Annotated in this window: 24 protein-coding genes; all 24 read right to left on the bottom strand. The window is 49.8% G+C overall.

The window, feature by feature from the left end:
- A partial coding sequence (locus tag AC1HDP_RS17810) for a type IV secretory system conjugative DNA transfer family protein (RefSeq protein ID WP_479639920.1) occupies positions 1–1,637 on the bottom strand: 1,637 nt, incomplete at its 3' end.
- Between the two features lie 106 nt (positions 1,638–1,743).
- The gene (traF, locus tag AC1HDP_RS17815) at positions 1,744–2,325 is read right to left on the bottom strand and encodes a conjugative transfer signal peptidase TraF (protein WP_479639921.1); all 582 of its coding nucleotides are present in this window, start codon (positions 2,323–2,325) and stop codon (positions 1,744–1,746) included.
- 208 nt (positions 2,326–2,533) lie between these two features.
- On the bottom strand, positions 2,534–2,905 hold the full coding sequence (locus AC1HDP_RS17820; protein WP_479639922.1) for a hypothetical protein: 372 nt from the start codon (positions 2,903–2,905) through the stop codon (positions 2,534–2,536).
- 25 nt (positions 2,906–2,930) lie between these two features.
- Positions 2,931–3,626, bottom strand: a complete 696-nt coding sequence (locus tag AC1HDP_RS17825) for a hypothetical protein (protein ID WP_479639923.1) — start codon at positions 3,624–3,626, stop codon at positions 2,931–2,933.
- Between the two features lie 144 nt (positions 3,627–3,770).
- Positions 3,771–4,838 (bottom strand): trypsin-like serine protease, encoded by a 1,068-nt coding sequence (locus AC1HDP_RS17830; RefSeq protein WP_479639924.1) that lies wholly within the window; start codon positions 4,836–4,838, stop codon positions 3,771–3,773.
- A 194-nt stretch (positions 4,839–5,032) separates the two neighbouring features.
- Entirely contained in the window at positions 5,033–5,461 is a 429-nt protein-coding gene (locus tag AC1HDP_RS17835; protein ID WP_479639925.1) for a hypothetical protein, read from the bottom strand.
- A gap of 10 nt (positions 5,462–5,471) precedes the next feature.
- The gene (locus AC1HDP_RS17840) at positions 5,472–5,798 is read right to left on the bottom strand and encodes a hypothetical protein (protein ID WP_479639926.1); all 327 of its coding nucleotides are present in this window, start codon (positions 5,796–5,798) and stop codon (positions 5,472–5,474) included.
- A 75-nt stretch (positions 5,799–5,873) separates the two neighbouring features.
- Positions 5,874–6,095, bottom strand: a complete 222-nt coding sequence (locus tag AC1HDP_RS17845; RefSeq protein WP_479639927.1) for a hypothetical protein — start codon at positions 6,093–6,095, stop codon at positions 5,874–5,876.
- A gap of 61 nt (positions 6,096–6,156) precedes the next feature.
- Positions 6,157–6,447: a hypothetical protein gene (locus AC1HDP_RS17850; RefSeq protein ID WP_479639928.1), complete on the bottom strand. Its 291-nt coding sequence runs from the start codon at positions 6,445–6,447 to the stop codon at positions 6,157–6,159.
- Positions 6,444–6,953 (bottom strand): hypothetical protein, encoded by a 510-nt coding sequence (locus AC1HDP_RS17855; protein ID WP_479639929.1) that lies wholly within the window; start codon positions 6,951–6,953, stop codon positions 6,444–6,446. The genes AC1HDP_RS17850 and AC1HDP_RS17855 overlap by 4 nt, the downstream gene beginning before the upstream one ends.
- An 8-nt stretch (positions 6,954–6,961) precedes the next feature.
- The gene (locus AC1HDP_RS17860; protein ID WP_479639930.1) at positions 6,962–7,495 is read right to left on the bottom strand and encodes a hypothetical protein; all 534 of its coding nucleotides are present in this window, start codon (positions 7,493–7,495) and stop codon (positions 6,962–6,964) included.
- Between the two features lie 128 nt (positions 7,496–7,623).
- Positions 7,624–8,640 carry a type II secretion system F family protein gene (locus AC1HDP_RS17865; RefSeq protein ID WP_479639931.1) on the bottom strand — a complete coding sequence of 339 codons (1,017 nt, stop codon included), beginning with the start codon at positions 8,638–8,640 and terminating at the stop codon, positions 7,624–7,626.
- Positions 8,641–8,650: 10 nt separating this feature from the next.
- Positions 8,651–10,228, bottom strand: coding sequence for a GspE/PulE family protein (locus AC1HDP_RS17870; protein WP_479639932.1), 1,578 nt, complete (start codon positions 10,226–10,228; stop codon positions 8,651–8,653).
- Positions 10,229–10,233: 5 nt separating this feature from the next.
- Positions 10,234–10,893: a hypothetical protein gene (locus tag AC1HDP_RS17875; RefSeq protein WP_479639933.1), complete on the bottom strand. Its 660-nt coding sequence runs from the start codon at positions 10,891–10,893 to the stop codon at positions 10,234–10,236.
- An 8-nt stretch (positions 10,894–10,901) separates the two neighbouring features.
- A complete protein-coding gene (locus AC1HDP_RS17880; protein WP_479639934.1) occupies positions 10,902–12,023 on the bottom strand; it encodes a hypothetical protein in 1,122 nt (373 codons plus the stop codon).
- Positions 12,023–13,468, bottom strand: a complete 1,446-nt coding sequence (locus tag AC1HDP_RS17885) for a type II secretion system protein GspD (RefSeq protein ID WP_479639935.1) — start codon at positions 13,466–13,468, stop codon at positions 12,023–12,025. Before AC1HDP_RS17885 ends, AC1HDP_RS17880 begins: the two co-directional genes overlap by 1 nt.
- 9 nt (positions 13,469–13,477) lie before the next feature.
- Entirely contained in the window at positions 13,478–14,269 is a 792-nt protein-coding gene (locus AC1HDP_RS17890) for a hypothetical protein (RefSeq protein WP_479639936.1), read from the bottom strand.
- 52 nt (positions 14,270–14,321) lie between these two features.
- Positions 14,322–15,560, bottom strand: a complete 1,239-nt coding sequence (locus AC1HDP_RS17895) for a TraB/TrbI/VirB10 family type IV secretion system protein (protein WP_479639937.1) — start codon at positions 15,558–15,560, stop codon at positions 14,322–14,324.
- Positions 15,547–16,008, bottom strand: a complete 462-nt coding sequence (locus AC1HDP_RS17900) for a hypothetical protein (protein ID WP_479639938.1) — start codon at positions 16,006–16,008, stop codon at positions 15,547–15,549. The genes AC1HDP_RS17895 and AC1HDP_RS17900 overlap by 14 nt, the downstream gene beginning before the upstream one ends.
- Positions 16,009–16,869 carry a P-type conjugative transfer protein TrbG gene (trbG, locus tag AC1HDP_RS17905; protein WP_479639939.1) on the bottom strand — a complete coding sequence of 287 codons (861 nt, stop codon included), beginning with the start codon at positions 16,867–16,869 and terminating at the stop codon, positions 16,009–16,011.
- On the bottom strand, positions 16,869–17,555 hold the full coding sequence (locus AC1HDP_RS17910; RefSeq protein ID WP_479639940.1) for a VirB8/TrbF family protein: 687 nt from the start codon (positions 17,553–17,555) through the stop codon (positions 16,869–16,871). The genes trbG and AC1HDP_RS17910 overlap by 1 nt, the downstream gene beginning before the upstream one ends.
- 14 nt (positions 17,556–17,569) lie before the next feature.
- Positions 17,570–19,363 (bottom strand): P-type conjugative transfer protein TrbL, encoded by a 1,794-nt coding sequence (gene trbL, locus AC1HDP_RS17915; protein WP_479639941.1) that lies wholly within the window; start codon positions 19,361–19,363, stop codon positions 17,570–17,572.
- A gap of 8 nt (positions 19,364–19,371) precedes the next feature.
- On the bottom strand, positions 19,372–20,127 hold the full coding sequence (gene trbJ / locus AC1HDP_RS17920) for a P-type conjugative transfer protein TrbJ (RefSeq protein WP_479639942.1): 756 nt from the start codon (positions 20,125–20,127) through the stop codon (positions 19,372–19,374).
- Between the two features lie 16 nt (positions 20,128–20,143).
- Positions 20,144–22,597: a VirB4 family type IV secretion/conjugal transfer ATPase gene (locus AC1HDP_RS17925; protein ID WP_479639943.1), complete on the bottom strand. Its 2,454-nt coding sequence runs from the start codon at positions 22,595–22,597 to the stop codon at positions 20,144–20,146.

Consider the following 22,597-nt stretch of genomic DNA (forward strand, 5'->3'; position numbering starts at 1 on the left):
GGTTGGTAATTTACGCTGGTACTCGTTCCACCAATCCAGCCCTTGCTTGAGGTGGATATCTGCTTTTGCATAATCGTGGTTTCGCCGGTGCATCGAGCTAGGTGTTCAGCCGTTTCAATGCGCCCAGGTGGGTAGGCGTTTTGAATGTGGCAGTTTGATGTGATTTGCTCGTCTTTGCCGTAACCCGTTTCGGGGCTTTTAAGTTGATTTAAGTCTTGGGTGATTAGGTAGAACTTAATACCGTAGCCGGCAACGAACGCCAGTGACTCTTGAAGAATATCGAGCTTACCCAGTGACGGAAACTCGTCAATCATTCCCAATAATCTAAAGTTGTAATTGGCAATGGGACGGCCATCTTTGAACTCTAAACCGTCGGCCAGCAATCTCACTATCATGTTCATCATGATACGGATTAATGGCTTTAGGCGGTCTTTGTCGGTGGGTTGAGTCACCAAGTACAAGCTAACCGGTTTATCAGAGTTCATTAGGTCTCTGATTTTAAATTCAGACTTGCCGATAGCGGCGGCGACTACTGGGTCACGGTAGAGCACCAAGTAGCTTTTTACCGATGATAATACTGAGCCGGCTTCGCGCTCTTCACGGTCAATCATGTCTTGGCCTGCGGCGGCTACTAAGGGGTGAGTCCATATCTCCCCAGTTTCTTTGTCTTCCGTGTGAGCGAAGTCCACCATTTCGGTCCATAGCTCGCTGATATTGCGATTGGGTGAGGCAAGAATCGCATCTAGCATGGGCAGGGTGGCGACAGTCTCGGCTTTGATGCTTTTATAAATGATGTGTGCCACTAATCCGCAGAGCAGTGAAAAGCTGGTTTTTTGCCAGTGGTCTTTTAGTCCTTTACCTTCAGGGTCAACAATCAAGGTACATATGTTTTGAATGTCACCGGTCTCAAAATCAGTGCCAACACGAATCTCTTCTAAGGGATTCCAGCACACGGTATTGCGACTGGCCGGCTCAAACTTCAGGCAGTGCTGGCCTATGTGTTTGCGGTAGCCTGCGGTCAGCGCCCACAGCTCGCCTTTAAGGTCAGTAATGAGGGCGCTGTGCTGCCAGGTTAGTAATGTTGGTATCACTAGCCCAATGCCCTTGCCTGAGCGCGTGGGGGCGTAACACAATATATGCTCTGCCCCGGTGTGAACTAGGTAGTGTTGTTTGCCTTTGGGGTCTATCCACGAGCCAACAATCACCCCCTCTTTATCTGCTGTGCCAGCTTCCGGTAATAAACCTGCATTGATAATGTCTTGCTTATTGGCCCAGCGCGCGCTGCCGTGTAGATAGCTTTTGGACTTTGCTCGGGTTTGTTGCCAGAGCTTATAGGCAAGAACACTTGCCATTGTGGCCATCAAGGGGGGAATGGCCATGGTGGCAGCACTCATGGTCTGAGTAGGGTATACAGCATAATATTGATGAAACCATTGGATAATCTTCCATGGTGCATACCAGCCGTCGATGTTGCTACCCAGCACCGCTTGGTAGCCAAAGTTTTCAGCAAAGCGTTGAGTGGCTATTTGCAGTGATAATGGTATTGAAAGTGCGCAGGCCGTTAATGGCAACGCGTTGGGGTATTTTTGCTGAGTGCGACTTTGTGCCTTAATGGTGTTGTTGTATTTATCGGTCATAGTGTTGGCCTAGCAATAGGTAATACCTGGCCGCGCACGTTCCAGTGATGGAATGCGGTTAGGTATAAAAGGTGTGGTGGTTATACGTGTTTAGCGAATGGTGGCTTTAAGGTTGTGCGGTAAAAAAGTTTTGTAAGTCAGACAGTAATATTACTGGTTTGATGGTCCCCAGAATATTGGCGGTTGGCGCTGGGCCAAAATAGCGACTATCAAAGCTGTCGCTTGGGGCGTAGAAAGAATGCACAAATACATTTCCAGAAGGCACCCAAAAGCGTGATTTACCATGGTGCCGGTACGGTGTTAACGCCAACCCCTGACTATCGTGATATTGAATGGTGCTACCAGGTAATGCCTTGTCACGAATAACAACTTCATCGTTAAGCGTAACTGCGTCGCCGCTGACTGCCGCAATGCTTTTTATCATTGGGACGCTACCACTGTCGCAATACCCTGGTGCAAGATAGCCTCGACGAATGGCGTCCTTGATGCTGTTATGAACCGGCGGGCAAAGCAACACCCGGTCATTCACTTGGTAGTTTGATTTAACGGCGTCAATGACATACAAACCCGGTGGGTAGGACTGGCTCGTATTGAGCCGGTAGCCGTAACTGTACGCCGCTAAGCTAAGTGCAATGAAAGTGACGAGTGACCAGCCGATGACTGATACCTTGTCGCTGATAGTTGTCATTAGAAGTCCTCTAGTTCATGTATGGGGATGCCCAATGCCTCCGCTAGCTCTGCTCGCTCCCTGAGTTTCTCTACGCGTTTGCGGGCGATGGCATACTGCTCATTTTTGGCTGATTGCTTTTGAGGTGGGCTCTTTGGTTTTCCGGTGTTTCTTACGATGGTGCGGTTGTATGTGGATGAATTAAGTTCATTGGCCATTGTGGTGCAATCTACTGAAAATCAACAAGGGTGATATTAGGATACTGCTTTTTGATGGCAATTAACCAATCATAAGCAAATGGTGGAATGCAGTACGTGCTAATACCTATTTCTAGCGTGGTAATAAGTTGTTGCAGTGAAAAGGTTTTACTCTGTTCACGGCCTTCCATCTCAACATCGACGCGGACGCAGAGTGTAATGGCATCATTCGGAAGTTCTTGCTGCTTTTTGGGTAAGCCCCTGTAAAGCGCAAGCGGACGATGTTGCCGTTCAACTTCTTGCCACCATGCATCTGATTGAGCAGGGATATAACCGCGTTGCTGTAGTAAGCGCAGGCATTGCAATGCAGTGCGGTAGCGGGCATAAGGTTGTGTGGGCTGCAAAAGATGCTCCTTGATTTAAGAATAGCTATTTAGGGGAAATGTTTTCGTCGTTCAGCGTGATATCGAGCTGATACCAACGCTGTAAATCAATCTGACTCAGTTTTTCTGGGTGTTGTGTGGCATGAATCTTTATACAAAGCTTGCCAAATACATGGCTGTCACTCGATGGCGAGTGGTGCAAACTGGCGCCCAGTTTGTGAAGTTGTTTTTCTAATGACGCAAAGCTGCGTAGTGCCCCACTTGGGTGGTAAAACATCGGTGAGCTTAACCGTAACTTGGTGACACCATGCGCTTTAGGTAATACCTCAACCAGTTCAAGTAGTTCTTGGTAAGTGCGAAGGTCGAAGGGTTGAAATGGGTTGCGTAAGTGAACCGTAGTCACCGTGCTTCCCACAGGTTTGCAAAATGCCAACTTAGCGTCTTTGCGCAATTGCCATTCAATACTGGGTGCTAAGCTAATCACCAGCGGAACGCAGATTAATGCAAGCAACCATAATGAGGCTGAGGTGTTTGTCGTAACCAGTAGCGTAGGTGTTGCCCCTGCCGCAGCCAGTAAGGCTACCCGCATAAACATGTCAGCCCGGCAGCGCAAAAAGCCTTGGCTAACTAAATAAGGCGGTTTTTTAAATACACGCGTCGCAGGTAACACTTGCAAAGCAATAACCAGTAAAAAGCTCAGAATAACAGCAAACACAAAAGGTAAAAGCAGCGATAAAATCATAATCAGTCCCAAACGCGCACAAAAAAGCCCACCAATAAGTGAGCTAGTTTAACATCGAAATTTGCTATTTAATCTGCTTGGCGGCCGTCCATAGTAGGTACACCATCCATACCATGAATCCACCTAGTATCAAGTTATCTAACGTCATTGATTCAACACGGGTTGTTTGCCTTTGCGGCGATACGCCAACGCCAACAAACCTAAAAGGCTTAACCAACCCGCGCTGCCACCACTACTCCCGCCCGCTTCAGGCTCTGGCGTAGGCGGCGTTACTGTCGGCCCTTTGCCTTTATTAATAATGATAAGTTGGTCATTGCCTAAATCTAACGTCGCTTCATAGCCATCTTTGCTGGTAAACGTGTACGTACAAATATCAAATGGCTGAATTTGTGCCCCGCCATTGATGCAAGAAGAGTTTGCGATATCAATTTCAATGTCGCCGGTGGGTGAGGCTGAATCAACCACTGCGTTCATGTGCAATGATTGCACTTCAATCGTCTTGCTTTGACCCGCCGCAACCGTTGCAATTGTTGGGTAATGCCAGGCGTTGACTGTTTCCAAGATCCAATCTTGGGCGAAGGATATGCGACTCGCTGAAGTGCCGTGATAGTTTTCGCCTTCTAGACCTAAAGGGGGTTCTTTTATTGCCGAACCGTTGTGTATAGCGGCGATCTTTCCATTGAGTAAATATGGGGCGCCAGAGTCGCCAGATATAGAGTTAGCTTTGGTTGAGGCTCTGAAAAATAGGAGTTCATCATCTTCGTGTAAATAATTGTCGATACTATAGGTGGCGCTGTGTAATTGCTGTTGGGTTTGCCCAAACCCATAGATGGTGAACGTGGAAGTTAAATTGCGTTCCACATAATCATTAGATAAGAATAATGTCTTGTCGAATAACGGTGTTTCACTCAGTTCCCATAACGCGATATCACTAGCTACGCCAGCATTGAATACCACGTCTTTGAGAGGGTCAATAATGAATGAGTCGCCATGGGTTTGGGCGCCCACTAAATTCACCGGTTTTATGCCACCGGAGCTCGGCCAAGAGCAGTGGGCTGCGGTAAGCACCCATTTACCCGCGATTATTGTGCCAGTGCAGTTCATTTCAACTAGCGACGGGAATGCTGACGCTGATTCAATTTGACCATTCTCAATGGCCATGGCAGGGCTTAATAAAGTGGCTAACGCCATGGTTAGTAATGATTTTTTCATCAGTCTGCATCCTTTTTGTTTGTTGTGCTTAGTATGATCTCATTTGGTTGAAAAACAACAACTATATCCCTTTCTATGCGGTTTTAGTGATGTTCATCAAGGGTGATCTGAATGCCTAAATATTCTTCATTGTGTGATCGAAAAAACCGTTCAATGGTCAGTGGGGATAGGCTGCCGCAGCAGCCTTTTTATGGTTATTTAGACCAGCAAATGGCCTTGCCGTAGTTGTGAGAACTGTAGCCATCCGCGAACAAATACCAATAACCATCAGAACTGTTTTTTTGGACTCGGACATCAACCGCCTTGAGTCCGCGGTGGTATTCCCCTGCGACCTGGCCAAGCGTGCAAATATGGGTTGAGACAGGTTTTAGTCGCTTTGCTTTCGCTCCATCGACGTTTGAATCTATCGTAAACTCTTCGACAGTGCCGCTACCACCGCCTGAGCTTTCAGGTATTATCGCGTATTTGTTCCATGTAGCAATAGTTTCTTCTGGGGTAATGGTTTTACCGTGCAGGTTTTTTTTAGCGCTGGCGATCCCTTTTTCGAAGGTGACTTTTTCATCATTGGCGAGCGTTGGTGCTGCTAGCATGATGCCCAGTAGGGCAATAGTGATTTTTTTCATTTAATGATCCTTAGTTAGGTATGCAGCGGAGGCTGACGCTGACTTCACCGTCATGCATAAACACCCATTTGCTGCTGATTTTATTGACGGCGTAATAATCTAATCCGATGACCCAGTAGTTTGTGTATGGCGTGGTGTAGGCTTTTTGCATACTCACTTCGTTGAATCGATTTGCCTCGCTGTGCGGAAATACCCCTTTAATTGCAACCTGGATATCAGGCTTTAAATGCGTAGGGCATTTAGGTTTATTGACTCTATCGCCATGTTTAGCGACAAAGGTGTCAATCACGGCGGTAGCTAAATTGCGTTGTGAACCGTCGTGATTCCTGATCATCACGTCTTTGGCATTGGTAATCGCAAATTTCCCACCGGTATCCCAGTCGCCAGTTAGTGTTGAGTTATTCCCGACCGCTTAACGAAGTCCATCGTGCTGAATGGCGTTATCTAGCCGTGATATCACCAGTAGAATAGCATTCTTGCTTTCATCCATTCTTGTGCCTGGGAATTTGCCTAGTGCGCTGATATAGGCATCACGTTCCAATGCAAACATATCGTTTTTAGGCTGCATCGGAATGCTGATAGTCATTTGCGGAAAGCGATTAGCGTCAGCGCTGTAGCCCGACTTAATCTGCATTTCAGTGCCCCAAGGGGTTTTGCGGCTAGGTAAGCAAATGCCCTTTTGTTCGTCGCTGTAATCACAACTGCGGTAAGTAGTTCGGTTCTAGTAATGACCACGCATGTGGAAAAATACCGAGCGAGTTCACTGTGGCGAGGCCACGCCCTACCTGATCCATTTGATACGCATTAATCTGTTGGATTATGTGTTTCATTCGGTCGTAAAACGGTGCGGCTTGTGATAGTTTCTGTTCCCTTGTTTTAGCTGTCGCGAACTCCAAAAATAATAGGCTTAAAAAACTCAAACAAATTAAAAATGAAAGTACGCCAACCACGCCGCGCTGGTGTCGCTTGGGTGCTTGTCTGTTCATTGAAGGCATCCTGTGCTGCGGTCAATAATGGCCAAAGTGTCAGTCATGTCACTTTGCATCGGGGCATTAAAAACGAGGCCAGTGTTGCTTATCCCTTGCGGGGATAATGCTTGCTGCATGGCGCTGCGCAGGGACTCGTTTGGAATGGTGACTGTGATGACGGTTCGGGTGGGTCGCTGCCATCGAGGGCTACTGCTATTGATGGTGCTGACTGCGAATGTCCAGTCGTGATTTTGGATTTGCCTATCCACCAATCCGGCATTGATTAGCGTGTTGATGGTGAGCGGTTGTTGCAGTGTTAAGCACCGCGTTCTCATGATTTCTTTTCCGTACCAAATCTCGCTGGCTTGCGTGACTTGGGCGACCCCATTTTTTAAGGACTGCGCCTTAACTGTGTATTTAAACGTGTCGTAGGTGGCGGGAAGTAACAGGAGAAGCAATGCAGTCGCAAAACCAAACGTAATAAGCAAATCCAGCGTGGATGCACCACGCTGGCTTGATTTCATGGTAATCCTTAGAAGGTCATGGTTAAGGTGGTGCCTGATGCTTGCAGTGTGGCGCAACCCGTTGCGCTCTGGCAGTTACCGCGAGTAATAGGCGCCATGGTGTCGGCCACTTCTGCGATAGAATCTGGGTTATTAGGCAGTGTGGCAACGATATCAAATAGCCCTGGGTTGCTGTTGGCCTTCACCGTCCAGTTACCGCCGAACGGGTTGGTCGCAAGGCCGTTATTGGTCTTGCCACAAATCGTACCGCCTTTGGTTAAGATGTTTTGATTGCAGAGCTCTGTCAGGGTCACGCCGGTGTAATTGGAACGCGCTTTTTTCCAACGAAGCACCGCGCTTTGGATGGTTGAAGCGTCGCGCTGGAAGCTTGAAATGGTCATGGCGTCTTGCACCTTCGGCACAATCATGACGGTCATCAAGATGGCACCAATGATAAAGCCTGCGGCTATCATGACGTCCACGGTACTGGCGCCGCGTTGTTTATTGGCGAATACGTTTTTGGTGTCTTGCTTGCGTGAAACTTGAATTTGTAACTTTTTCATATGTTTTACTCATTATTAATGGTCTTTGTGCCTTGTGGCGCAAAGATAAAAGGGTGATTAGTGGGAATTGTGGAAATTGTGGAAATTGTGGAAATTGGTGGAGGTTGATTGCCGAGGCGAAACGCTGATTACAAAGTGATGTTGGTGGCAACGCTCAGTACTAGCATGCCAATGCCTGCGGCCATGAGCGCCCCGATACTTGCGCCTGTAATTTTTATGGCATCCGTGCCGACACTTTTTAACATGGCCAATTCATCGGTGATGATGGCATGATGTATGTCAGCGCTTCGCAGCAAAATTGTGGAGCTATTACCTATCTGCCCCAGCAGTTTTAGCGTGGACTGCTCGCTTGGGCTAAGTAATCCCGTATCTAAGATATCGCCCAGGTTAATGCGCCCTTCGTGAACATGGTTAATCATTCGATTGATGTGCCAAGTCAAGTAAGGGGAGGCATGTTGTTTAATGCTAAGCAGTGAGTCGAGCAACCCATAGTGGGCGGCGGTTAAATTGCCCAAGGAATGCAGCAATGAGGTGGTTTGAATCAGGCGGTATTGGCGATAAATCGGCAGGGAGTCTAGGCGTTGACGCCAGGCACCTGTCAGTAGTGGTAATGAGATAGACACTCCAATCAATAGCGCGGTGGCTATTGCCCCGAGCGCTAATCCCCACTGTTGCCAAAACATGCCAAAGTCATACGCATAAACCGTCACACTATCCCAACGGTTCATTGGCACCATGGCGCCAAACTTTGGAAATAAGCCGTCAGCCAATCCTGCGGATGCTGTCAGAATGAAGCTCACCCCAATCACGGGTTTGGCTAGTGATTTAGCGAGTTCACTGGTTGAGGCTGCGCGGGTTCTCAGCGTCAGAAGTGCGTTATTCAATCCGCCGGCTAAGTCACCCGCTTTCTCGCCCGCAATCAGGGCTTGCCAGGATAAACGGTCTATCCAAGGCTTGAGCCCCGCTGCAAAGCCATTGCCGCTATCAATGCCTGTCAGCAGGTCGGCGGCGATACGTTGCTCTATTGCGCTGCCGTAGGTGGCAATTTGCGCCGCAATGTCTCGCTGCTTGAGTCCCGCAGTCGTTAACCGATACATGTTGTCGAGCAGCTTGAGTTGTTTCTTATCGTTAAATTTCCAGCTCACAAAGGGCTCCTTACATGGTAAAGGTGGCGTAAATGTCCGTGGATGATTGGGCAATAAGCTGATTCACTTTGCCGGCTGCCGTAATTAAGTCCACGTCACCCCGTTTAACTTTGCTAAGCGCATGGTCACGCACCGTCTTGTAGCCTTTTCCCTGCAAATGCAGTTGCCAATTGAGGTAGTCCTTGTTGAGAATGAAGTGGCGGTCGTTATCATCAAGAACAATCATTTCTAGCAAGGCTGTACGGCCTTTTTCGCCCTGGTTGCAGTGCTCGCAGCCATCAGGATTACGCCAGCGCACATGCTCACGCGCTGTTTCGCCCATGAGTTCATCCAGCGCAGCGCTGGCATCGAGCCAGCTATTACCAAGCTCATTGGTGTCATAAGCTCCTATCGCTTCGTCATCAGTGAGCTTGCAGTGTGGGCACAAGGTTCTTACCAGGGTTTGATAGGCCCAAATGCCCATCAAACCTGGCGCCGAAACGACTGATGCGGGCACATTTAATTGCTCAGATAGCGTGTGCGCGATACCCGTGGCGCTTGAGGTGTGCAAGGTGGTGAAAATTAGCTGCCCGGTTTCCCCCTTTCTCGTAACTTCCATGGCGCCGGCGTGGTCGCGTACTTCACCGTGCATTTCCACTTCAACGTCATGGCGAAGCAGCACTTTGGAGTAGAGCGCAAACCCTTGCTCACCGTGCTTGTCGCCGCTCACCGTTGTTTGTGGAATGCCTAAGTTAAACTCTGGCGGGTCTTCCAGTGTTTGCACTGAGCGCTCTTTGGCTATTTCACTCAAAATGGAGGCAATAGCAGTGGTTTTGCCGCTACCGGTTTTGCCGGCCAAAATGCACACGCCAGAGGGGCTTTTCATGAATTGCCGCAGCGCGGCAATATGGCCATCCGTCCAGCCTAGTGTTTCTAGTCTGGGAATGTATTGTTGGCCATTTAGCCAGCGCAGAGTGATTTTGCCGCCGCCTTTGGTGGGAATGTAGCTGGCTCGCCACAAGGTTAGGCGTGGCCTTTTTGATTGGCCATCATCACTAGGGCACAGCAATAATTGCTCAAGTTGGCCATTGTTGGATTTACTTGCCACATAGTCGTCATCTTTTGACGTTGCTTTTGATGTGAATATGTAGGCAAATAATTGCTCGCCATGACTATGGTCTGGCATGGTTTCCGCCAATTGAACCCGGCGTCCATCAACGCGAGCGTAGAACTGCACTTCATGCTCATAGAGCTCAATGTGAATATCTGAGCTGCCCCAGTCTACTGCGGTTTGCTGTAACCGTTTAAAGCGCTCACCGATATCTGATAGCACCTCTTCAATGGCGTCCGCATGTTGCTGCAAGCCCGCCGCCTCTGAAAACGCCGCATCAATGTGCGTTTGGTCAACGAGGCGCACTGGCAAGTGCTGACCAAAGAAGCGCCCGCCATTAAGCTGCTCTGATTGCTGAATGTAGTCGCGGATTTTGTTTAGATTACTGGCATGGTAGTCACTGACAATGATTTCACCATTACCCAGCGCCAGCACCTTGCGCTCTTCAAAGTACCAAGTGCGCAATTGCGGGTTGATAATAACGTGGTGTTCCTCCATGTTGTTTACCCCTGGTATTTGCGAGTCACGTTGCCACGATAAGAGAAATCAACGTATTGCGACGTCATTCCCACGACACGAATATCACCAATCTGCGTTCCTTGCCTGATAGGGATTAATTCCCCTGCCAGACTCACAAACCCACTCACACCTTGATTGGTTTGCACCAGGCTTTTGATTGAGAGGCTGTCGAGGGTGTTAGCCGGTTGCTGTTGAGTGTCCGTGTTGTCAAATAGCTTATCTAGCTGGCTTGGGCTCTGGGTTTTACCGTTTAAGGCATCGGCCGACTCTTGGGCCGCGAGGGCCGTTTTGTTTGCCGTTTCGCGCAATCCATTGAGTTGGATTTGTTCGCTTAACAATAAAATCAGCTCCGCAGATTTTGGCAGCGGGTCATTGAGCAATTGTTGCGCAGGGGCTTGAGCTTCAGCGCTTTGGCTCATTATTGGTAAGTCAGCATAAGCATTGCTACCGAACTCACTACCGGTAAGCTCACTATTATTGAACGCGGTTAAGTCCGCGCTTGGGTACGCTGGCGCGGCCAAGGGTGTGCTTAGTTCGCCGTAGGCAAGCGTCCCCACTGCGGCAATAAGCATTGTCGCTGAAATACCAATTAACACTTTGCGTTTATTGTCGAGCAGCGGCGGTTGGGGGGTCGTAGTTGACATAAAAATCCTTATTTGCCGACGAGTGTTAACGTCATCGTCATGTTGATTAAAGGAGGCGTAAGCGCTGTCACCGAAAAGCCATCAATGAACACTGGGGTGTCCTTGAATAGTTCGCTTAACGTGGTCAGCATCGTTACGTGAATGTTATCGAATGCCACCTCATAGCGCCATTCTTGAGTGCCGTTATCTAGGGCGGTTGTGGTGTTAAGTACCTCTTTGGCGCCTAACTGCTTGAGCCGGTCATGCAATTTGTCAGGGTAGCCACCAACCATAAAGAGCGTGGCTTCGTGTGGCAGTTCCGTGGTCATGGAAAGACTGAACGTATTGTCCGACGGCGTTAACGTAAATGAGGCAGGAAGCTGCGCGGCCCATGCCTTAATGGTCATTCGCTGGGCGCCTGGCCGTGGCGTAATAGGCAGGGTTATCGCATTTCCCGACTGCATAACCGGCCTAGGTTGCCAATCCATCGGCAGCGACCATCCTAGTGCCACCAGTTGCGCACTATTCAGTAGCGTTTGGGCTGCAGGCGTTTTTGAGGTGTAATTGCTCGTCCATTGCTCCCATGGGTTGATGGGCGGCGCCGGTGGCGGCTCTGAACGCGAAAATGCCAGTAAACCGCCAAGGGCGCACAAGCTCAGCGCCCCAATGGCCATGCCGTATTTGCTCGCTGCGTTGGATGCGGGCAATAGGCTGTATTGCGACGGAATTGCATCTATGGACGCGTTAAGCTCGCTGAGCTTGTCACCAAACAGCAGGGTTAACTGCTCTGGCGTGTCACTGCAATGGCATTCAATGCGCTCGCTTTGATGCAGCGCAAAATCGAACTCTGTCAGCAGGGTATCAATGCTGGCTATTTTTTCTTGCAGCACACATTGACCATTGGCATGGAGTCCGTACCACTTACCCTGTGCCGGCAATTCAATGATGGCAACCCAATCACCGTTTCTAGGGGTTAGCTGTGACTGCAGGTATTCACCGCGGCAAACGCCCGCCGTGTCACTGTAGTAGCGGTATTGCTTACCGTCTTTTTTAAAGACTTTCTCAAACGCGGCGCCATGGAGGGCTCGATGTTTCTTAAGCGCGCCACGGGTAAGCGGTAGGCAGGCTAAGCGTGGCAGTTGATGTTTCATTACTCCACTCGCTTAGGTGTCAGTAACACCAGCGTTTCTACGGTTGCCAGTTGAGTGCCTTCGCCGCCGAGCGCGTCAATGCCAAACTGTTTAGTGTGCTCTGCCGTGGTTGTCATTTGCTTGATTGAGCCAATCACTACCGTTTGGCCATAACGCAGTTTGTTGGTGAAATTCAGCTCGCTTTCACGGGTATCAAGGAAGCGTAGGCGGGCGTCATATACCACCTCTTCTTTATCACCCACAATCTTGGTGAGCTTGCCGGCTATGCGTAACCACACGTAATCACGCATGACTTTAGGCGTTATCATCATGTCCACACCTTCTTTTTCCGTGGCGCGGGTCACGCTGGCAGTCACTATGTCGCCATTGTTTTCAGCCTTCACTTCGTAGAGGTACGGGGTTGTCAGGGTTTGAGCAATCCGAGAGGGTTGATTGTTAAGCACCAGTGCCGTGATAGGCGTGTCTGTTGATACTGTGCCTTGCTGCTCTAGCGCCTTAATGAGCGCGGTAGTGCCATCCCATTTGCCAGTGCCTTTAAAGGCCAATCCAGCGCTGCCGCCTTGAGTGATGGTGTTGGTGCCAGGAATGTAAAATTCCAATGAACCGCCGCCGATATCTTTGACAAGGTTCCAATCAATGCCGCGCTCGCGGCCTTTGTTGGAGCGAAACTCTAGCACTCGAATGTCGAGTAGCACTTGCTTAGACAGTTCAGCCTCAAACGAATCCACTAATGAGCGAACCCTCACCATGCGGTCAGGGGTGGTGCGAACAGCAATCGTGGTCATGGATGGAATGACCTCAACGCTGCCAATTAACTTGTCTTCGTCTTCATTATCATCATCTTTTAAAATGGCTTTGATGCCTTGGCTGATTTCAGTGACGATATCAACCTGGGCGTAAGCCGTATTTAAAAACTGGCCCGTAACCTTAGTATCTTGGCCTCCTGATTGACTGCCAAGTTGGCCACTGTATTGACCCGATGGCAACGTGAGTACGAAGGTTTCAGATTCAAACTTGCTGACTGAAAGCTTGTCTTTGCTGGCGTTCATGCCGTAGCCGGTTTCACGTGAGAGCAAATTCAGCACGTCTTGGCGGTTTGATGAAAATGACAGTGTGACCAGCTTGTTTGGGTTCACATCACCATCAAACCAGATATTGGCGTCAACGCCCGCCATCACTTGCGATAGCACCAGTGAGAGCGGTAGGCCGCTGACATTGACCGACAGTGATTCATTGAGCCATGGGATTTGTCGCTCGCTTTTTAGTGGCGTTAGCGTCAATGGTGGGCGAGTGATGTTAGACACTTGGCCCGTTGCTGATTGCGCCAAGTGCCGACCGATTTCATCGTGTACGTCATCAGCGCTTTGCTTGGTGTCTTGATAGTTTTGAGACATACAACCACTGAGCGCGGCGGTTATTGCCAGGATTAATAGAGGTAAACGCATGGATGATCCTTATTGCGCAGTAATAAATAGAGTGCGAGTTGAGTTCAGGAGTTGAGCGTCCACGGGGTAGCCCTTCAGTACCGTTGTGAGTGCGCGGTTAATATCGCCTTTCGGGGTGACAATGGGGTACGAGCTGGTTAGCGTGTAGTTGTGCGGCGAGCGCCAGTTGTCATCGTGCCAATTCCACTGGTATTCCGTCGCCAGTGAGGCGATAGCCTCCTGGATTGACGCCCCTTTCACTTCAGCAATTTGCACGTCGCGGCCATGAAATTGATGCAGCGCGGCCATGGGGCGGATATTGTCTTCCACAAACTCGAACGGTGTACCCAATTGTCGGCTGAGTGCCTTCATGACGGTTCGAATGCTGCCCGCAAAGCTAACGGTGCCCGCCGGTGCGCTATTGAGCACTGCCATGGTGTCACTGTCTAAGCTCCATGCGACTTGCTTAAAACCATCCCGGGCTAACCAGCGATTCATGGCATCAAAATAGTGTTCGTCAGGGTGAATGAAGTGGGTATGCTCATACACAACCGGGGACGCGAGCGTTTCTTCGCCGTACCAGAGCGCATCTGGATTAGTGACTTGCTCAGCGTCTTCAAGCGCGGGTTTTGTCCAGTGAGTGTCCACTGTTTCTAAGGTTGTTTGTTGCTGCGCAACACGCGCGTTAATCGGCGCTAGTTTCAATTGAGCGCTAATGATTGGTTTGCCGTTGTCATCGTAGCGAACCGATTCCCGTTCAAATTGGGCGGCAGACAGCGTTAGTGGCGCGCACAGTAGCGCAACCGTGAGTAAAGGTTTCATGGTGATCCTTGTTAATCAATAAAGAGGAAGCAGGTGGTGCTAAGGGGTGGCGCTAAGGGTAGGGCGAGAGTAAAACGTCTTTGTTGACCATCACGTTAAAGCGGTAGCCGTTGCGGATAATAATGCGCGGTTGCACATCTAAGTTTTTTTGGATTAGCGTCGAGCCTGTTTGTCCGAACTGCTGAGTGACGCCATCGGCAACCGATTCACTCACGCTACGGTTGTTGCTATCACTGTCGCTTACACCGGCTTGAGTTGCGCCAGAAATCATCCCCAGCAATAACGCATTACCAAAGATTTTGACGTAGTGGTTATCGACCTTATCTTCAAATCCAGCAAAGCCTTGAGTGTCCATGCCTCCCATGGTGTCTAAGTTAAGTGTGGTGCCGTTAGGAAAGTTTATCCGGCTCCACGCCAGTAGCACCCGACTTTGGCCATAGGCAATTTGGCTGTCATATACCCCGTAGAGTTTTGAGCCTTGCGGAATAAGTAGATGCTGCCCCGTTGCACTATCAAACACGTTTTGACTGACTGAGGCGATAACCTGCCCTGGTAAGTCAGAGTTGATGCCGCTAGTGAGTACCGCAGGAATGATGGTGCCAACTTTTAATTCATACGGACTGAGAGCGCTTTCCCTGGCATGTGCCAAGTAATCCGTTTGACGATGTTCGGCCATAAAAGCCCGTTTTTGCTGTTGACCATCAAATGCGGACGCCGCGCCGGCTATGGTTGCCATTCCCGGCTGCATTCCCGCCTGTTTAGCAAGCTGTTGCTGAAGCATTGCTGTCTGCGCTTCGAGTTGTGATAACTGATTATTAGTATTGAACTCTGGATGTTGGTTGGCATTACTGACCTGCACAACGGTCTCGCTGTTCATGGCACTGATAATCTGCTGCTGACGGTAATCCAGCATTTGCTGCTCAAATGCCATGGCTCGCTGCTGGGCCAATGATAGCGGTGGTGGCGTTAAGGTTTGCGCAGGCGCCGATGGGGTCAATTCAGCCGGTGGTGTATCCGGCGCCGGAACAACAGCCGTTAGCTTATCAATTGTCAGCGCCAGTCCTCGCGGGACTTGGCCGTCATCAGAGCGGTTGTTGCTGGCCTCCGTTGCCTGCGTGGTGGGTGTGGTCGTGGGCGCCGTCGCGGCCTTACTGGCCAGCGCCCACAGAATTAGTAATCCCAACATCATTAAACTCATGACAACAACCATCATGAGTTTACCGCTCAGCCTTCGCTTGTTCGGGTGATGCTCACCTGGGACTTGGTTAATGATGGGGTTAGTATGACTCACCGGCGACTCCTTCAAACACGCTGGTCGTTGTCAGCGGCCTGAGCACATCAACATAATCCCTTATCCAAATGCGCTGAAATGAAAATCGGTTGTTTACTATCACGCGAATATACAGTTGGCCATCGTTGAGGCTGTCTAGCGTATAGTAAAGTTGATTGTGACTTTTGGCTACTGGGTCATCCTCAGTCACTTCGCGGGCATACACAGCAATGCCCTGTTTGCGAAGCGCTTGCTCAACGGCTGTTGAAAAGCTCGTTGAGCGTGACCACTGCGGATAGTCAAACTCAAACGTCGCCGCGGCGCCGTGCTTTTCTTTAATTAACCAGGCTAAATCTGCGGCCACTTGCTGCTCTTCAGCACTGGATAAGGAAAAGTTGTAGAAGTTGACCGGTGATGTGGCGCATCCCGTCATGAATAGTAGGCTGAGCGCTAACAGAAACTTATGCATCTACTGCCCCTCATATTCAATTAAAATGGACTCTTGGTCGCCACCCACACCGACAACCAGCATGATAGCGTCAGACAGTTGGTCTACCACGAAGCGGCCATTAATACGGCGCCCATCCTGGATATAACTATTTTTATACCGGTAGTTCACCAGCTCTTGCTGATTGCCATTCACAACCAACAAGGTAGGTAGCACTCGGTGCTCTACCCGCGTTGGCATTTCAATGATGGTCTTGCGACCATCGTTATAAACTCGCAGTGGTTTGAAGTCCGCTTTGCCTGACACGTCATAATTAAAATCGAGCTCGGGCACCAACTGGCCATCGGGCAAGGTGTTCTTTTGGGTTTCTACCTGCATAGCCGATTGGTAGGCTGCCCACTGCGCCGCACGTTCTTCGGGATACTCGAAGTTGACTAGCGGCATCCAATCATTGGCTCGTGAAATGAGTTTGACCTGATAAATCCGCTTATTGGTGGCAATGGTTAAATTGGTTTCAAGGTTAGTGTCAGTAGGTTTGATGATTAATTGGGTGCGACGAGTATCCCCAGAGCCCGACACGGTAGGCGTCACGCGCCAGCGCACGGCATCCCCAATTTGCAGGCCATTATCTGGGTTAATGACCTCTTGAGTGTCTAGCTCAAGTACGCAGGTTTTAAAGGGGGCGCAAACTACGGTTGGCAATGATGCACCGTAGAAGTAAGTCACGCGGCCACTACCATCGGTAATGGTTTTATTGTCCTTAGCTATCCAATCTTGAGCGAGTTCCGTGGCCTGTTTTTCTTTGGCATTTAAGGCGTTTGCCTGCACCAGCCCTGGCAGCATGGCCAGCAATAACAGGCTAAAGGTAAAGGTCTGTTTCATCAGTTGATTTCCGTGACTTGATACGTGGTGAACCACAGGCCCGTTGGGTTACGCATAAACCCTTCTGGGGTGCTGGGTGTTTGGTGGGAGGTCGTGAGAGCCGCCCTGAATCGTGGGGTAGATATCACCTTACCCTTGCGGTCTGACAAGGTTTCAGTCCATTCAACTTGGTAAGTATTGCCATCCCCCAGGGGCAATACGCTGTGAATAGATACCTTGACCAGTTCAGTTTCAGCGCGTTTCATTGGATTTAATGTGGTTGATAACGCCTGGCTCAGTTGTTGATGCGCGGCATCATTACTACGCAAGTGAGCAAAGGCGTCTTGTACCGCTTTTTGCTGGGCAAACGGATCTGAATACACGCTACGAACATGCTCAATAAACCCCGCAATTTGACTGCGAGTGACAAGCTCTAGTTGGTTTCTTGGCAGCGCTGTGAGCTCTTGCAAGGCAATCACTCGGTCATCACTTAATGCCAGTGCAAACGGCTGGATTTTGCTCTGGGCGCCAATGTAGCTAATGCCAATGACTGCAAATGCCGTCACGACAAGCGACGATATGGCCACAATGCGCCATGTTTTAAGCTGTTTGACCGTATCACCAATGCGTTCATCCCATTCCATGCGGGCGCGTTGATACATCAAGCTCATTTCATCCTGAGCCCGTTCGGGAGGTGTGTTATCCATAAAAGAGAGTCTCGCTATTTCTGGTTTTTGCCCTGGGTGTAGGAGACGTACTCCTCCAGGTTAAAGGTGTGTTTTGGATCATTAATCCACTGACTGAAGTTTTTAAGCGCCTGTTGTTGGTTCGGTTTGCTGAGCTTCGAAAACCCGCCAGATTGCTGCATCCAAGGCTCAGGCTTGCTCGCGCCAGATTTGCCGGAATCATTCATTGGATTTTTTTTTTGAGGTTGTAGCGATGGATCGTTAGGTTTAAGGCTTGCTGCTGCGCGGCCCACCACAGAATCAGAGGGGGTATTAAACGCGGTCATGGCTGACTTGAACGCGTTGGCGGCAGAGCCCTTCATTTGTTTACCAATGGCACCGCCAGCAATGCCGGCAGCAACAGCGGCAGTGCCAAGAAAGCCCCGCTTTGCGCCATTGCCTTTGTTTGCGCCTTCTTTGGGAGGTGTATCGCCCGCGCTGTCACCACTAGAGGCTTCACCGCTTGCTCCTTGCTCGCCTGAGCCTGAATCACCTGGGCTTGAATCTCCTGGGCTTGAACTGGCAGCACCTGAATCACCCGGGCTTGAACCGGCGGCATCAGCACTTGAATCTCCTAGGCTCGAACCGGCGGCATCAGCACTTGAATCTCCTAGGCTCGAACCGGCGGCGCCTGAGTCACCAGAGCCTGAGTCACTAGAGCTTGAGTCACCAGAGCCTGAGTCACTAGAGCTTGAGTCACCAGAGCCGCTGCCGCTTTCAGGGGGTGTTGAAGTTGCCGGATCGTTTTCGCCGCCTCCGTCACCACCTTCGCCACCTTCGCCACCACCACCTTCAGATGCTGCGTCCCATGCGGCGCCAGCGAGGCGAGACATGTTGCCTGCGCCTTGTAACATACCGGTTGCTCCACCCATGGCGCCATAAGCACCCGCAGCGGCTGCGGCAGTCAATGCGGCCGCTTGCATCGCGCCGGCGACAGCGTTGCCCGTGGTCTGGTCACTACCACTGACGAGGCTTTGTGCCATTTGCGGGATTTCTCGTACTAGCCCCCAAATCACTATCATCATCGGCAGAATAATGAGCAACTGTGTCCAAGTGAGCTCACTTTGTTTAACCCACGTATCAATGATATTCAGTGTCAGTACGATAATAAGTTGCATGGTGAGGTACTTCACCCCGATACCAATCATCAGCTTAAAATAGTTGATCCCGTAGTCGCGGCTCCATTCGTGACCGAGGAAGCCTAGCATCACCACGCCAGCATTCAGCAGGAAATAATACTGAATAATGACAACCATGAGGTTAAGTACGATGAAGGCGAAAATAACTAAGATCCCCAACGATACCAAGATGTAGCCAATGCTGGACGCTATATCAAAGCCGTGTAATTTGCTCATCATCTTTGACACGAGCGATAAACCAATATCAAACACTGATGATGGTGATATCGCGGTTTGAGCTGCGCCACTGCCAGCCAGTTTTGCCCCGATAGATGCGAAACTGTTGATGATGATGGCGCCCAGTTCGTGAGCGTTGAGCAGTAGATACCAGAAAAAACCCACCATGATGGTGCGCTTGCAGAGCTCCGCCAAGATGTCTTTGGTATCGCCGCCATTAAGAACCATCATTCCGAAACTCCATGCCCAGGAGATAGTTACCAGCGTCCAAAATAAGTAGGTGGTAATGGGAATGATGATGGCAGGCCATTGGCCTGCCGCGTTTTCGAAGGTGCGCAGTAATTCATCCATGGCGCCGGTGTCTGGGGCGCCAGCGGTAGGGGCTCCCCAAGCGACACTGCTGAACACCCACAGTAGTGCGAGCAAAATGCGCATAATGCTCCTTAAAACTGTTTGAGGCTAAAGGGTTTTAATTCCCTTGATTCTAAGGACGGTACATCACCCTGCATAAACCTATCTTGCTGCGCCTGTTGCATTTGCTTGCGTTCATTTTCTGCTTGCACGAGCGTGCTAGTGAGCTGAATTTGAGTGGCTAGCAGGGTTTCTATTTTTTGCAATTGGCTGATGGTTTGCGCTGACAATTGATTGCCCGCTTGAATGGCCTGTAAGCGACCAGTGGCATTTTCAGACGCTCGTTGCTGGCGTTGAAGGGTGACGTTATCCTCTGCTTGTTGCGCATGAATGCCGTTGGCCACTTTCATGGCGGCCATGGCGGTATCTCCTAAGCTTTGAGATACGTTGCGGTAATGAGAAGACAAGTCTTGTGGGGCGACGGTTTTATTCCAACTGTCATACCCTTTAAACACGGCGTTCATGTCTTCCATCACTGAGGCTGACGAGAACGCAATACTTTCACCGTGTCTGGCGAGCACGTTTAAGCGTTGTAGGTGGTCAAAGACGTTGCCCCAATCACCCGAGGCCAGGTTTTTGGTGTTGCGGATTTGGTTCTCTATCATTTGAACCTGGTTGATGGTTTGTCGGATATTTTCGGCTTGAGTGGTTACGAGTTGGATATTGTTGGCGAGCTGAGTCCATTCGCTAGAGCAGTTGACGCAAACCACTGGGATGGCTTGCGCTTGCTGGCAAACGGGTAACAAAAAGGCGCTACATAAGAGCGCCCGTTTAATGGATGTATGCATGTATCCCCCTAGGTGTTCATGGCGACGCTGGTTGTTGTGCGCCGGCAAATTCTTGTCTGGTCTGCTCGTCAATGATGCCGCAGGTGACTAACCAGTGCTGATACCACTGCGCTCCATATTCACTGATGTGCTCACGAATGGCGTTGAGGTCGTGCTTGCCACTTTTGGCAACAAACGCGAGGCTTAGCTCACCAAGATTGAGATTAAATAGTCGATTACCTTCTGGTTGAGTAATGTAGTAATCCCGCTTGCGCTGGCCTTCTTTGATGATGGCAATTTGACGACTATTAAGGCCAAACCCCTGATAAATAGTCTTTAACGTGGGGTTGTCAGCGTCCGGGTTGGGCAAAAACACCTTGGTCGGGCAGGCTATCATGAGCATTTCAAAGATGGCTGACTTCGCGGCCTCACCCAATGATTGAGTGAATAGGGCAACCACGCAGTTTTTCTTACGCAGTACCCGTAACCATTCATTAATCATGGCCTCAAATATAGGGTTCTGTAATGCAACCCAGGCTTCATCTATCCAAAGAAATGCGGGATGGCCATCAAGACTCAGTTCGATTTGTCTAAACAGGTAAATGAGTACGGGTAATAAATCTTGGTCGCCCTTGCTCATTAGCTCGCCCATTTCAAACACTTGAAGAGCTGCGTTTTGAAAGCTGTCACTGGGGTTGTTGAGTAAGCTGCCAGCACTGCCAAGGGTGTAGTGCTGAAGGGCTTCTGCAATCTCTACGTCGGCCACGTTAACGAACTCACTAAGGGTAATGTGCTCTAGCGTGTCAGTGTCAGCGAGGTTGCGCAGGGTGGCTTGGATTTCATTGCGCTGGCGCGGAGTTACGTGCAACTGGCGCAGTGCCAGTAATTTAACCACAAAATCCACCGTCCAATCGAAATCGTCACGCAGTTTCGATAAGGGTGCAAAGCTCACTGTGCTGTCTTTGCAAATGTCGTAGTGAACGCCGCCACACTGACTGATGGCAAATGCTGAGTAGTCCTTATCAAAGACAAACTGTTTGCAGTGAGGGTATCGACTCGCTTGCGCGACGAGTAGCGCCAATAGGGTGGATTTACCTGCCCCGGGTGGGCCAAACACTAAGCTGTGACCTAAGTCGTCATGGTGCAGGTTTAACCAAAAGGGGGCGTTTCCTTCCCCGCCCACCTGCATCAATGCGGGTGAATGTTCAGGATACATAGGATTAGGGTTGGTAATGTTGCCCGTCCACTGTGCTGAGGTAGGTAGCATGGCGGCGAGGTTTAAGGTGCTCACTAGCGGGCGTCTGACGTTGTGTAAGCTGTCTGATGGCAATGAGCCTAAGAAGGCATCAACACTGTTAACGCTTTCAGTAATGGCATTAAATCCAAGGTGCCTAATCGCATTAATCAATCGCTCTGCCATATCGTCCAGCGCTTCTTGAGTCTTGGCGCGAATAATGAGTGTTGAGGTGTAATGGCCATATTGAACGCCGTTGGATTTAACCATATCCGCTGCTTGGCTGTACTGAACGTGCATACGCTGGGCGTCAGTATCAATAGTAGGGTTAGGATTGTTCGTAAATCTGTCTTTAAAACCGATAATTTTTTGCTTCCAGGCTCGCTGCTCTTTGCACAGGGCCTTTTGTGCATCGGTTGCATCAAAAAAACAAAAGCGGGTTGACCATCGGTAGCTCATGCCAAGTTTATCAAGGTGATAAAGCATGTTGGGCACGGAGCTGTCAGGAAAGTCGTTAACGCTAATGGTCATTAATAGCTGGTCATCGAGCTTGGGGCTTAATCCTGTCCAGAAGTCGTGCAGCCCTAGCAATGTGTCTAAGCCGCTTGGGCAAAAAGGGAGTTGCATGGGATGGTGGGCGCCACTAATGCAGTGATTAAGGGCTTCAAGCAGTTTGCAGCAATAAAATTGACTGTGAGCTGAGGGTTTATAGGCGTTGAGCTGCTTAATCTGAATGTAGCCGCTGAGGTTGCTTTCGACTTCACGCAACTTGCTTTTAAATACATCTAAATGCTTTTGGTAGCCTTGTTTGACGTTACTGTTTTGCTCAAACATAAAGTTAGCAATGGCTGATTTGGCTTTGTTTGGTGGCATATACGTGACAAACAGGTAGTAGTCAGAATCATAGCGTGTACTGACTCGCTGGTAATAATCCTGACGCTCAGCATCAATCATGGCAAACACGGGATGCGGAAAAGCGGCGCCTTGAGTGTCTAAATAATTGGGTGAGCGGTCACGAACAGCCTCAATATGGGTCATCCAACCGGTGCCAAAACCGCAGAGTACCCGATTAATGCGCCCCATTAGGTCGTTGCGCTCTGAAACGGTCGCGCTAGAAATATCAGGGCCAGCAAATGCAAACCCTGCCATTAATGAGCCGTCCTTATTCAGAATGACACCATCATCAGCCAAAATGGCGTAGTTGAGTAAATCACTAAAGCCCATGCTGGGCGTTCGATACTTTGCGGTTTGGAACAT

The organism is Shewanella sp. ISS20 (assembly GCF_056522965.1).